Origin of the sequence: Chloroflexus islandicus (assembly GCF_001650695.1) — a bacterium.
In the GTDB taxonomy this organism is placed as follows: Bacteria; Chloroflexota; Chloroflexia; order Chloroflexales; family Chloroflexaceae; genus Chloroflexus; species Chloroflexus islandicus.
The window spans coordinates 1-12,961 of sequence record NZ_LWQS01000078.1 but is presented as its reverse complement, the minus strand read 5'-3'; the positions used below and the strand labels follow the sequence as shown (position 1 = coordinate 12,961).

Annotated in this window: 10 protein-coding genes and 1 pseudogene; 7 read left to right on the top strand and 4 right to left on the bottom strand. The window is 61.8% G+C overall.

The annotated features are described in order from the left end of the window. Positions 1–42 precede the first annotated feature (42 nt). Positions 43–375, bottom strand: coding sequence for a stage V sporulation protein S (locus A6A03_RS21005; RefSeq protein ID WP_066790080.1), 333 nt, complete (start codon positions 373–375; stop codon positions 43–45). Between the two features lie 193 nt (positions 376–568). Then, positions 569–2,176, bottom strand: a pseudogene (gene rny / locus A6A03_RS15470) (ribonuclease Y). A 198-nt stretch (positions 2,177–2,374) separates the two neighbouring features. Between rny and A6A03_RS15465 the strand changes: the two are divergent. After that, the gene (locus A6A03_RS15465; RefSeq protein WP_066790076.1) at positions 2,375–3,199 is read left to right on the top strand and encodes a hypothetical protein; all 825 of its coding nucleotides are present in this window, start codon (positions 2,375–2,377) and stop codon (positions 3,197–3,199) included. 30 nt (positions 3,200–3,229) lie between these two features. Next, positions 3,230–3,892, top strand: coding sequence for a ribosomal protein S18-alanine N-acetyltransferase (gene rimI, locus A6A03_RS15460; protein WP_156525359.1), 663 nt, complete (start codon positions 3,230–3,232; stop codon positions 3,890–3,892). Here the strand turns inward: rimI and A6A03_RS15455 are convergent. Together A6A03_RS15455 and A6A03_RS15450 are read right to left on the bottom strand one after the other, a co-directional pair. Next, positions 3,847–4,911 carry an SPL family radical SAM protein gene (locus tag A6A03_RS15455; protein ID WP_066790074.1) on the bottom strand — a complete coding sequence of 355 codons (1,065 nt, stop codon included), beginning with the start codon at positions 4,909–4,911 and terminating at the stop codon, positions 3,847–3,849. The genes rimI and A6A03_RS15455 overlap by 46 nt on opposite strands. 9 nt (positions 4,912–4,920) lie before the next feature. Further along, on the bottom strand, positions 4,921–5,712 hold the full coding sequence (locus A6A03_RS15450; RefSeq protein WP_245669016.1) for an inositol monophosphatase family protein: 792 nt from the start codon (positions 5,710–5,712) through the stop codon (positions 4,921–4,923). Between the two features lie 800 nt (positions 5,713–6,512). Between A6A03_RS15450 and A6A03_RS15445 the strand changes: the two genes are divergently transcribed. From A6A03_RS15445 to A6A03_RS15425, 5 genes are all read left to right on the top strand, one after another. Further along, positions 6,513–7,490, top strand: a complete 978-nt coding sequence (locus A6A03_RS15445; protein WP_066790072.1) for a glycosyltransferase family 2 protein — start codon at positions 6,513–6,515, stop codon at positions 7,488–7,490. A gap of 309 nt (positions 7,491–7,799) precedes the next feature. Further along, a complete protein-coding gene (locus tag A6A03_RS15440; RefSeq protein WP_066790070.1) occupies positions 7,800–9,743 on the top strand; it encodes an NYN domain-containing protein in 1,944 nt (647 codons plus the stop codon). Then, positions 9,736–10,410, top strand: coding sequence for a phosphoribosylanthranilate isomerase (locus tag A6A03_RS15435; RefSeq protein ID WP_066790068.1), 675 nt, complete (start codon positions 9,736–9,738; stop codon positions 10,408–10,410). Before A6A03_RS15440 ends, A6A03_RS15435 begins: the two co-directional genes overlap by 8 nt. Positions 10,411–10,855: 445 nt before the next feature. Next, the gene (locus A6A03_RS15430; RefSeq protein WP_066790066.1) at positions 10,856–12,355 is read left to right on the top strand and encodes a UDP-2,3-diacylglucosamine diphosphatase; all 1,500 of its coding nucleotides are present in this window, start codon (positions 10,856–10,858) and stop codon (positions 12,353–12,355) included. A gap of 80 nt (positions 12,356–12,435) precedes the next feature. Next, on the top strand, positions 12,436–12,786 hold the full coding sequence (locus tag A6A03_RS15425; protein WP_066790064.1) for a Trm112 family protein: 351 nt from the start codon (positions 12,436–12,438) through the stop codon (positions 12,784–12,786). Positions 12,787–12,961: the final 175 nt, after the last annotated feature.

The following is a 12,961-nucleotide window of genomic DNA, read 5'->3' as shown; positions in this document are numbered from 1 at the left end:
AGCGGAGATGCCTCGCCAGCGACGACGGAACTACACAGGAGGCTACCGGCGTTCAATCAAGAGACGAATAGCTGTGCGTTCCTCGTCATCGATTGCGACATCGATAAACGACGGAATGCAAACAATATCGATCCCCTCCTCGCTCAGATAGGCGCGGGCAATAGCGACGGCCTTAATTGCCTGATTGGTCGCGCCAGCGCCAATCGACTGCACCTCAGCCGAACCATTCTCGCGCATAACACCGGCAATCGCGCCGGCAACGGCACTCGGCCGCGAGCGGGTCGAGACCTTAAGGACCTCGGCACTGCGCTGCTGACGAGCGGGGGCGGCGCTGCCATCGCCGACAGCCCGCTCTAGCGGCTGGGCGTTGCTCATAGCTTCCTCCTGTTGGTGAAGGGTAGATAGACGGCTCGCATCATCGGGCGGAGTTGCCAGGCTCATACCGGCGCAGCCTCCTCGTGTAAAAGAACCCTGATAGCCGACAACCGATGTGTATGGCAATTGTACCACACAGCATCGTGGTTAGCAGACCACATGGCGAGGAATTTTTCGCCATTTGGCCTGTGGACTACCGCGCATAATCGACTGCGCGGGTTTCGCGAATAATCGTGACTTTGATCTGGCCCGGATACTGTAAACTCTCCTCTATTTTCTTGGCCACATTCCGCGCCAAATGGATACTGGCCAGATCATCAATCTGATCGGGTTGGACCATCACGCGCACCTCACGGCCGGCCTGCACCGCAAACGCGCGTTGCACGCCGGGGAATGAGGTAGCAACCGTCTCCAGCGCTTCGAGTCGCTTAATATACAGATCAAGCGTCTCGCGCCGGGCGCCGGGGCGCGCGCCCGAAATCGCATCAGCCGCGATCACCAAAAAGGCTTCGACGGTTTGCGGTTCTTCATCGTAGTGATGCGCGGCAATCGCGTGGACAATCGCCGGCGAACGGCCCAACCGGCGGGCAATTTCAGCGCCGATCAGCGCGTGGGGGCCTTGCACCTCGTGATCGACCGCCTTGCCAATATCGTGCAAGAGCGCAGCCGTTTTGGCAATATTCACATTAGCCCCTAATTCAGCCGCCATATGCGCGGCCAACAACGCGCATTCCAACGAGTGCTGCAAGACATTTTGGCCATAGCTGGTGCGATACTTCAGCCGGCCCAGCAGCTTGATCAGATCGGGGTGAAGCCCTTGCACGTTCGCTTCGTAGGCGACGCGCTCACCCTCTTCGCGCATAATCTGCTCGATCTCAAGCTGCGTCTTGTGAACCACCTCCTCGATCCGTGACGGATGGATGCGCCCATCCTTCAACAACTTCAGCAACGCCACCCGCGCCACTTCGCGGCGCACCGGATCGTGGCACGAGAGCGTCACCGCTTCAGGGGTATCATCAACAATAATATCAACCCCGGTGATCTGCTCGAATGCGCGGATATTCCGCCCTTCGCGGCCAATAATGCGCCCCTTCAGCTCTTCGCTGGGCAGATTCACCGTTGAGACGGTCATTTCCGCAACGTAATCGCTCGCGCAGCGTTGAATCGCCAAGCCGATAATCTTGCGGGCAATCTTATCGGCCTCTTCTTTCGTTTGCTGTTCGAGTTCGCGGATGCGGCGAGCGGCATCTTCGCGCGTTTCGCGTTCAACCTCGGCCAAAATAATCGACCGCGCTTCATCGCGCGACAACTGCGAAATGCGCTCGAGCTCCTGCGCTTGCTGGCGCTTGAGCCGTTCCGCTTCTTGCGCCAGTTGTTCGATTTGGCGCTCGCGTTGCTGGATCAATCGCTCGCGTCGCTCGATCCCTTCGAGTTTGCGATCGATATTTTCCTCTTTCCGTTGCAGCCGCTCTTCTTGCTTTTGCAGACTTTGGCGCGACTCGCGCAATTCGGCCTCGGCCTCGTTACGCAACCGCAACGCCTCATCTTTGGCTTGCAAGAGAATTTCTTTTTGCTGGGAACGCGCCTCTTCGATCAAGAGCCGCGCCTCGGCAGCTTTGCGTTGCACTAGTGAGCTGACCCCATTGTTCGCCCACCAAATGCCTATGCCGGCGCCGCCGGCCAACCCTGCAAGCAGGGCGACGACGGCCCAGAGTAGCTCTGTCACGGTAGCCTCCTATGCAGTTGTTAATGTGCATGGCGCCGAGAAGATGTCCTCACCGGCGATATGCGAACAGAATATTGTAACTATGGATCATCAATCCATTAGATAATCCTCATCATACTGATCGATACCCCTGCTGTCAAGACTTTTGCCGCGAGTCGGTGAGTTGAAGAGCGGTATTGCATCTGCTATAATCGGCGAAGGTACCAGAGCGCGTACCCGTGTTGTTGCGCGCTCGCTGTACGTTACGCACCATCCTGAGGAGGATGAAACTGCATGCTTCGTTCATTCCGGCGAGCCACGTTGCTCTTGCTTGTTCTTGGCCTGAGTTTGCTTGCATTGGCAACCTGCGCTACCCAACCAACCCTAGGGACGCCGTTGTTCGTGCAGCAATTGACTGCACAACCGGGCAATTATGCCGGGCGTGAAGTGACGGTTGACGGGGCATACGTGTGGCGACCGGGCGATCCGTCGCTATCGGTGCTGGCTGTCGGCGTCAGCACGCTTGACAATGGTCTCGATGCGCAGCCGATCGGCGAAGCGATTTGGCTGGAAGGCTTCCCGGCGGAAGTGACCGAACATCTGCACCGGCCGGGTGACGCGGTGTACGGCTTTGTCCGCGTGCGCGGTCGCTTCGAGGCGAATGGCAATTATGGCCCCGGCGGCGCATACCGCTTCTTGTTGACCGTCAGCAGCGCCGAGCCGATTGAGCGCATCCGCCGCGTCGAACAGCGCCTCGCCGATCGCCCGCTTGGCCCCGATAAGGTGTCGTTCTTTGAATTGTTGCGCAATCCGCAGCAATATCAGGGGCAACGGGTCACGACGCAAGCGTACTATTTCTGGAATTCGATCATTTATGTGCTGGCCGAGGGCATCTCAACTGAAGAGGACGGATCAAGCCCACAGCCGGTCGGCGGCGCGATCTGGGTCGAGCAGTTTCCGCCTGATCAGTCGGCGCTGCTGACGGTTGGGCCGAATAACAGCTTCGTATGGGGGCTAGTGGAAGTGACCGGCACCTTCCAGACCGGCGGCGGTTTTGGGAAGGATGGCGCCTACCAGAGCATCTTGTTCGTCGAATCGGCCCGGCCAGTGCAACCGTAAGAACAGTAATCACACAGCGAGGCGACGGGGGTGTATTACTTCATCGAGCCGATGCGCGAAGATGACATCCCGGCTGTGCAAGTGATCGAACGGCAGAGCCAGATGACGCCATGGTCGGCGCAGACGTACCGGCGCGAGATTCAAAACCGGCAAGCCTGCCGCTACGTGGTCGCCCGCGCCGATACGCGCCCGCCAAACGGCACACCGCCGCAACCTGATTATCCGCTGTTGCTGCGCATGTTGCAACGGCTTGGCCTGATTGGGCCATCGCCAGACCAACGCGCCCTGATCGTGGGTTACGGCGGCATCTGGCTGAATGAGACGAGCGGCCACATTACCACCATCGCCGTCGCCCCGCCGCACCGCCGGCGCGGCGTCGGCGAGCTGATCCTCAATGCGCTCATTGATGGCGCATACGAACTGAACGCGCAATACCTCTCGCTTGAGGTGCGGGTGAGCAATCTGACCGCCCAGCGCCTCTACCTGAAATATGGCTTCCGCCCGGTCGGCCAGCGCGCCCATTACTATATCGACAATCAGGAAGACGCGCTGGTGATGTGGACGGATCCGATCACCACCACCAGCTACAAAGAACGGTTGCGCGAGTTGCGCCGCCAGTTGTACGAACGGCTGCGCCAGCAGGCCGATCAGGTCGTGGCCGATAACCCCAGCAGCGGCCCCAGCGTTGGGTAGAGCGGGCTTTGGCGCAGGTCGGCGGCGCGGTAGCGACCGCGATAAACGGCATCGGCCAATTCGCGATGGAGCTGAGCCAGCCGCTCGCGGCCCTGCACCCGATCGCGAAACGCAGCATGGCGCAAGAGCAACGCCGCTTCATTGCGCGACGAGAGTTTGCCGGCAAAGAGGCGATGCGGCGCGCGTGGCGCCAACCCCATCTCATCGCAACGGGCTAAGAGTTCGTGGTCGCGATCGTGCCGGTAGACCGGATTGACCGTTGCTTGATCGCGGTAAATGTCGCGGTAATAGCGCGGCGGATACGAACCAAGCTGGCTCAGCAGGACGTTGATCCGGTGGCGGTGGCGTTCGTTCGGAATATGCAGGTAATCCCAGACGACGAAATCAACCTCGGCTTCGGCGCAAGCATGCAACACCCGGCGGAGATTGAGATTGCTGTCGTTGATGTACGGCATGATCGGCAAGATCGCCACCCCGACCGGAATGCCCGCCCGCTTCAGTTCAGCCACCATCTCAAGCCGTAGTTGCGGCGATGGCGCGCGCCCCTCCAGCCGCACGGCGAGGTGATGATCGAGCGTGAGCAGAGTCGTGACCACGATGGCCAAGCTCTGCTCGTTGATCTTTTGCAGCAAGGCGCGATCTTCCAAGATCAACGGGCTTTTGGTCATCACCAGACACGGCTGGTTATGTTCGGCAAAGAGCTGCAACACCTGCCGGGTGATGCGATAGGTCTGCTCGGCAGGCTGGTAGGGATCACTGAGCGCGCTGATCGCGATCAGGTCGCCGCGATCAATAGCCGGCAATGCCGCAGCGAGACGCTGGGGCAAATCAACCGGAATCGCGATCGTTTCGTTGAGCGGGCGTTCGCTATAGACCCAGCTATCGCAATAGGGGCACCCCAACTCGCAGCCGGTATAGATGCTCATCGTATAGGCCGAGAGAAAATACTCGTTGATGAGCGGGCGGCGCGCGCTGAGCGGCGGCAGGTTGGGAGCAAGTTCGCGTTGATAGTATGCCATAGGCAGCGCTTACCCATTGGTGCGATTGCGGCGCGCGGCGGCCAGCGCAGCGAGCAGTTCGGCGTGAATGAGACCGTTGGTCGCGACGAGCCGGTCACCGGCGAGGGGACGCCAGACGCCGCCTTGCCAGTCGGTGATGGTGGCGCCGGCTTCGAGCGCGATCAAACCGCCGGCAGCGACATCCCACGGCTTGAGACCGAGTTCCCAGTGGCCATCGGTGCGGCCAGCAGCGACAGCGCAGAGATCGAGCGCCGCTGAACCGGGCCGGCGAATGTCTTGCACCAGCATCGCCAGATAGGTCATTTCGGCCAGATTGTTGTCGGGCTGTTCAAAGCGATCATAAGGCAAGCCACTGCTGAGCAGGCTGCGGGCCAGCACCGGCGTTTGCGAGACGCGCAAGCGGCGGCCATTGAGGAAGGCGCCGTGGCCGCGTTCGGCGTAGAAGAGTTCATTGCGCATCGGGTCGTAGACGACGCCGAGCAGCGGTTCGTTGTAGGCGAGCAGGGCGATCGAGACGGCGAAGATGGGCAGGCCATGCAAGAAATTGAGCGTGCCGTCGAGGGGGTCGATCAGCCACGTGTAGGGCGAGGACATGCTAACGCCGCTGCCCTCTTCGGCGATGATGGCATGGTCGGGGTAGCGGGCACGGATGGCGCCGACGATGAGGGCTTCGCTGGCCCGATCAACTTCGGTGACGACATCGGCGTGTTGTTTTGGTTCGTAGCTGATATCACGTTCAGCCCCGGCGCGGATCAGCGCACCGGCGCGATAGGCGAGATCGATGGCGAAATCCAGCATCATAGATGGTAGACCTGTCAATCGTACAGTAGCGAACACCGTCTCCATTGTAATACCAAAACGCAAAGCCGGTTAACGCAAAGACGCAGAGCAAGCAAAGGCGCAGAGCAAGCAAAGGCGCTGTAGAGCCGGACGGCTATCCGGCTCCGCAGAGGGCGCAAAGGATGGATGTTGCCCCCACCCCGTGCCCCTCCCCCGCTGGGGGAGGGGAATGCGCCCCCACCCCGTGCCCCTCCCCCGCTGGGGGAGGGGAATCTGACTCCTCCCCCCAGCGGGGGGAGGTTGGGAGGGGGGCTATGACAAACGGCACGAAGGGGGTTGTGGGAGGAAACGCCACTGCGCTGGTTGTCATTGCGCGGGGGCGGAGCCCCCGAAGTAATCTCCCGCGAGGGCGGGAGCCGCTACTCATCGCGGAAGAGCTACAAAGACACACAAACGACGCAAGCAATTGGAGGTGGTCGGGCGTTGGGTGGTTTTTCGTCACCCTCACCCCCGGCCCCCTCTCCCACCTGATGGCGGGAGAGGGGGAGCTGGTTTTTACCGCAGTGGACGCCGAGGGCGCAGAGAGGGGGAATGCGCCCCCACCCCAACCCCCTCCCCAGCGGGGGGGAGGGGTGGTAGGAATAGCCACAAAGCGACACAAAAGACGCAACATCTGCTCTTTTTGTGCCTTTTGCGTCGTTTCGTGGCTATTCTTGCTCGGCGATAAACCGGTAGCCCCCACCCCGTGCCCCTCCCCCGCTGGGGGAGGGGTTGCGGTGAGATTTGCAAATTTAGCGGGGCGCGGCTACAATCGGCCCGCTATGGAACACACCTTGTCGCCGATTGGCGTTGTCGTCGTTTCGTATAATACCGCTCCCTTGCTGCGGCGTTGTCTGGCGTCGTTGCAGGCATGCACGTTGCCGCTGCGGATTGTGGTGGTGGATAACGGCTCGCGAGATGAGAGCGTCGCGCTGGTGCGGCGCGAGTTTCCGGCGGTGACGGTGCGGGAACGGCCTGACAACCCCGGTTATGCCGCCGCGTGCAACGAAGGGATCGGCTTGCTGGCAGAGACCTGCGGGGCGATATTGGTGCTCAACCCCGATACCGAGGTGTTGCCGGGAGCGATTGAGGCGATGGCGGCGTTCTTGGCCGCTCACCCGCGGGTTGGGGTGGCGGGACCGCGGTTGCTCAACCCTGATGGCACGCTGCAACGGGCGGCGTTTCGCTTCCCCGATCTGATCACGACGGCGCTCGATCTCTTCCCGCCGGGCGAAGTCTTGCCCGGACGGTTGTACGACTCGTGGTGGCACGGACGTTACCCGGCGGAACTCGGCACAGAACCCTTCCCGATCGATTATCCGTTGGGGGCGTGCATGCTGGTGCGGAGCAGCACCATCGCCGAGGTTGGCGGCATGGATGAAGGCTACTTCATGTACTGCGAAGAGATCGATTGGTGCCGGCGGATCAAGCAGGCGGGATGGGCGATTTGGCAAGTCCCGGCGGCGCGGGTTATTCACGTGGGCGGGGCGGCGACCGGCCAATTCCGCTGGCGGATGCAAGTGGCGCTCTGGCGGGCGCGGGCGCGTTATATGGATAAATTTGCATCGCCGGCAATGCAGCGCGCATACCGCCTGCTGGTCGCTGTAGGCATGATCCGGCTGATGGGCAAGGCATGGTTAGGCTACCTCAGCGGCCAACGTGACCGCGACACCCTGCGCAGCCACATGCTGGCCTACAGCCTGATTCTGGGTGAAACCGGCAGATTCGCGCCGATACCGGTTGCGAAGGTGACGCGCTGATGCTATAGTAGCAATAAGAGCAGGCGCTGTCTGGCGGGATAGCCCCTTCTCGACGACTGTAGTGAATTTCTTTCGCGATTCAAGCCAAACCTTGTGAGGTTGGTTCGCGTGAACATACCGGCGCATTGCTCCGCAACTCGCAATGATCATCTCCGCAACGCAACGTATGCCGATGCTGCTCAGGGTACACAAGCATTGGCTACTGGATTGTGCGGCAGGATTATCACCTTGTGTCTTGCGTGAGCTGGCGTCGATGCATGCTCCGCGCTCCGCCCTCTCCTACATGCAACAGGAGCAGATCAGACAACGATGTACGACCAAAAGCGACCTGATGTCGCGGTCTTCATCGACTTCGAGAACATTTATGTGAGCGTGCGCGACAAGCTCAACGCTACCCCCAACTTCGAAGCGATCATGGACCGCTGCAACGATCTCGGCCGCGTCGTGATTTCACGCGCCTACGCCGACTGGTACCGGTACCCTCGCATTACCAGCGCGCTTTATGCCAACGCCATCGAACCAATTTACGTAGCCACGTACTATTACGATAAAGATGCCGGGCGCACCGGGCGCGCAATCAAGAACAGCGTCGATATGAATCTGTGTATCGACGCGATGAAAACCCTCTTCCTCCATCCAAACGTCGGGCGGTTTGTGCTCGTGACCGGCGACCGTGACTTTATTCCACTGGTGCATAGCATTCGCCAACAGGGCAAAGAGGTCTACATTATCGGCATTGGCGGCGCAGCCAGCACCCATCTCGCCCAAAGCGCCGACGAGTTTGTGTTCTACGAGCAGTTGATTGGCCGCCAGCCGAACGCGAGCGCCGCCGCCACGGCGATTGCCAGCCGGGCCACCGAATTGAACCGCGCGATTGAAGCGGCTGAGATAGCAATGGCGCCGGTAGCGCCGGTCGCACCAGTGGCGCCTGCCGCGCCGGCAACGCCTGCTGCACCAGTTGCGCCGCCACCCGCCGAACCGGACATCTACGAGGTGCTGGTGCAGGCGATCCATCTGGCCCGCAAGCGTGGCTATGTCACCACCCTTGGCTCGCTCAAGATGCTGATGAAAGAGCTGATGGGAGGCGATTTCAAAGAGAGCCGGTACCGCGATCTGAATGGACGCCCCTACACCAAGTTCAAAGATCTGGTGATGGACGCGGAGCAGCGCGGGAAGGTGCAGATTTTCACCAAAGGTTCGGTGAACGAGGTCTTCTTGCCGGGTGAGGATCCGCTCAAGCTGTCGCGGTTTGCGCCCATGCTCAACGAAGAATTGCCGCCTGAGCCGGTGGTGCTTGATCCGCCGGTCGGCAGCAACGGCGGGGTGCAGATCGCCGAGATCAGCCCAGTCGTGCTCGAAGAGGTGAAGACCGTGGTGGTGGAAGCACCGGCGACTGCCGCGCCAACCGGCAGCCGCCGCCGTCGCCGCCGATCCCGGCGCAATAATCGCAACCGTGAAGAGGCTGCGTTGGTAAACGACGGGCTTGAGGCTGGCGAGGAAGAAGAGCCGGTGGACGAGCCAGAGTATAGTCCGCCGCAACTTGATGAACCATTGCCGGTCATTGAGGAGGCGCTGTCGCTCGCTGAACTGCCGGCAATCGAGGAGCTGCCGGCGCCGGATGCGCTGCCGGCAATCGAGGAGCTGCTCGCACCGGTTGAAACGCCAGTGGTTGAGGAGCTGCCGGCGCCGGTCGCCCCAGCAGAACCGGCTGCCAGCAGCGAACCGCCGGCCAAGCCGAGCCGGAGCCGCCGCCGGCGGTCACGCAAAGCTGCGGCTGAGAGCGAGGCGGCCCCGGTTGAGGACGCAGTCGCTACCGAGCCGGTCGCCGCCGAGCCGGTCGCTGCCGCCGAGCCGGTCGCCGCCGAGCCGGTCGCTGCTGCTGAGCCGGTCGCCGCCGCTGAGCCGGTCGCCGCCGCTGAGCCGGTCGCCGCCGAGCCGGTCGCCGCTGAGCCGGTCGCCGCTGAGCCGGTCGCTGCTGAGCCGGTTACTGATGGCAGCGCTGGTCATGTTGACCTCACACTCGAATTCAGCGTCGAAGAGTGGGAGCTATTCCGCAACACAGTGCAGGCGCTGGGCAAGCCGGCCACCTTCCAGCAACTGTTGAGCGCATTGCAAGCGGCGCGCAAGCAACATAGCATGCCGCGCACTACGGAAGAGAACCGCACGATGCTCAAGCAAGCCATTCATCACGGCATGCTTGAGCGCACCACCCGGAATCGCCGCGTCTATTACACCCTGAAGACGAGTGAGTAGGCTGATCAAAATCTGTGGTCTGCGCACGATCGATCTGGCGCTGGCAGCCGCCACTGCCGGCGCCGATCTGATCGGGTTGGTGTTTGCGCCGAGCCGCCGGCGCGTGACGGTGGCGGAAGCGCAGGCGATTGCGGCGGCGGTACGAGCCTTGCCGCCGCCGCGCCCGTTGATTGTGGGGTTGTTTGTCAACGAAACGGCTGACGTGATCGGCCAGATCGCTCTGGCCACAGGGTTGGAAGCGATTCAGTTGAGCGGCGATGAGCCGGCTGATTTTCCCAACCCATTAGAGCTGCCGCTGCTAAAGGCCATCCGCATGACTGGCGACGCGAATGAAACGGCATGGCTGGCGCGGATCGCGGCAGCAGGGCCGGCGACCGGCCCCGGCTTACCGGCGTTGACGGCGCTGGTGGACGCGCACGTCGCCGGGGCGTATGGCGGCACCGGCCAACGGGCCGATTGGGAGCGGGCCGCGCAATTGGCCCGGCGCGTGCCGGTGTTGCTGGCCGGCGGGTTGACGCCGGACAATGTAGCGCAAGCGATCGCGGCGGTCGATCCGCTGGGGGTGGATGTCAGTAGCGGCGTGGAGCGGGATGGGCAGAAGGACACGGGATTGATGGCGGCGTTTGTGCGCGCGGCGCGTGTGCAGGGAGTGGGGAGTAGGGAGTAGGGAGTAGGGAGTGGGCCGGACAGAACGCATGAGCATAGATGTGGTTGATGGCTTTGCGATGAGCTGGTTTGCCCTCACTTCCAGCCCCTATCCCACTGGCGGGGAGAGGGTGAACAGAACATCTGATCTAGAACTAGGGATACGAAGCCCGATGCGCGGGCTGATGGCCCTCACCCCCAACCCCTCTCCCACTGGCGCGGGAGAGGGGAGCGCAGAACCGGGCTTCGAGGCATTGTATAGCGATCAACGGTTGTGATCGACCAAATTTCTTTCCGCTACTCAAAGGAGCAGCTTTGGGCAGTGATTGCGGTGTTGCAATGGGCAGTAGTTGGCGCTGGGGCGGCAACGCGCGGCGCTCGACATGGTGTGCGGCAGTGCCATCGGCACCCATAAGCTGAAACATCCCGAATGATGGTGCGTTGCGAAGATGGCAGAGGATAGCAGCATGCGGATGCGACCGGACAACCCAACCCGCCGGCCTGTGCGTCCAATCGACTCTGCCGCACGCTTTGCGCGCCGGATCGCCATCTGGCTGCTCACGCTGCTGATTCGACTCACTATTGCGATTACGCTCCTGTTGACCTTACGCTGGATCGTGTTGCGCTTCCGGCGGGTGCGCATCCGGCCCACTCCTTACGCCACACCGCCGATCGGGCCAGATGAGATTGATACCCAACGCCGGCGGATCGTACTCAGCGATCTGCATCTAGGAGGCGGCGACCGGCGTGACGATTTTTGCGATGATGAGGCGTTGATCGCCTTTCTCGATCACTACGTTGGGCGCGAACCGACCGAACTGATCCTCGCCGGCGACACCTTCGAGTTTTTGCAGATCAGCCTGCCCGACGTGGCCGATGATGAATGGTCGCAACGGGCCGCTGCCCGGCGCTTGCAAGCGATCATGGCCGCGCATGCGGGCGTGTTTGCGGCGCTGCGCCGGTTTGTGCAGCACACCGGCAACCAACTGACGGTCTTGATCGGCAACCACGACTTTGAGCTGCACTACCCGGCAGCCAAGGAGGCCTTGCGGGAAACGCTTGGTCTGCCGCCGGATGATCCGCGGCTGCGGTTTGGGATCAGCTATCACGGCGGCGGCGTCTACATTGTGCATGGCAACCAATTCGACCGGTGGAACCGGTTCGTTAACTTCGCCAGCATCAGCGAACCGTTTGAGGTGGTGCGCGGCACCCAGTTGGTCAAAGAGGTGATCAACGAACTGGAAGAAGACCCCTTTCCGCTCGCGCCGCTGGTTGACAACATCAAACCGTCATCGGCATTTTTTTGGTACTTAATCAGCTTGCAACGGCTGCGCGACCCGGCGGCGCGGCGGTTTGTCACCCGCGGCGTGATCGGCTTTTTGCAAGTCACGGCGTGGGCGCCGCCGCACCATCTATCAAGCGAACCGGACGAATGGCTGCAACGTTCGCCGTTAATCGTGCTGTGGCCGCCGATTGCGGCGTTGCGCCGGCGACGAGTGGCGCGGCATCAGGCGATTGCACGCCAGTTTGGCGCGGCTGCCGAAGCGGTTGGCGATCTGCCGGAGATGGTTGATCAGGTGCGCGACGAAGCACGCCGGCAAGCGAGTCGCGAAGTGGCCGCCTTCAACGACGAGATTGCGCGCGACATTGCGCTGCTGGCCCGCCAGCCAGCGTACCGCGACGACCGGCTGTTTGTGTGCGGGCACACCCACGTGGCGCGAGTGATCGATCTCGGCAATGGCCGTCGCTATATCAATGTCGGCACGTGGACTGATGTGGTGTTTGACGTAGAGACGATGCGGCGACCACGCCAACGCTACCCGTTTCTCGAAATCACCACCGGCAACGACGGCGCGCCGCACGGACGGCTGCTGGTGTGGTATGGGCCTGATCAGCCGCCGCAGCCGTGGTACGACGAGGAACCGCCGCGGCAACGCCGGCAAAGTCGTGTACAATGGGGGAAGTAGGGAGGTAGGGAGCGGGGAAATAGGGCAGGCAAACGAAGCTGCCAGTGATAGATCGGGTACATTGAGATGAGGAGGAAGCGATGAAGAACGTGTTGCGCGTATTGGGGATTGCGGCGGTGATCGGGCTGGCGATTGCCATCTTCCGGGCCGTGCGCCAATATCAGGAGGACAGCGTGTTTGACCTGACTCCGGCAACGAATAACAATCCGGCTGCCAATGGCGGGCAGCGGGGGAGCATTAGCCCGGAACTGCTCAGCATGCTGGCTGACCCCGGCGACAAGGGGCCGGTTGAGCTGATGGTGGATGCGAACGGCAAGGAGTGGCTGGTGAACCGGCGCAACGGCTACCGCTACCCGATCGAGGATGGCATCCCGATCATGCTGCTGGAAGAGGGTGAGAAGAACAAAGACGAAAGCCTGATCCAGAAGTAGAGGCGCAGAGGCTTCAAACGCAAAGGCGCAGAGGAGCGCGAAGAACGCAAAGGATTCAAACGCAAAGGCGCAGAGGACGCGAAGGGCGCAGAGGGTTTGTTATGGTGGGGTGTAAGTGGGGGAGGGGTTGCCCCCACCCCCGGCCCCTCCCCCGCTGGGGGAGGGGTTGCCCCCA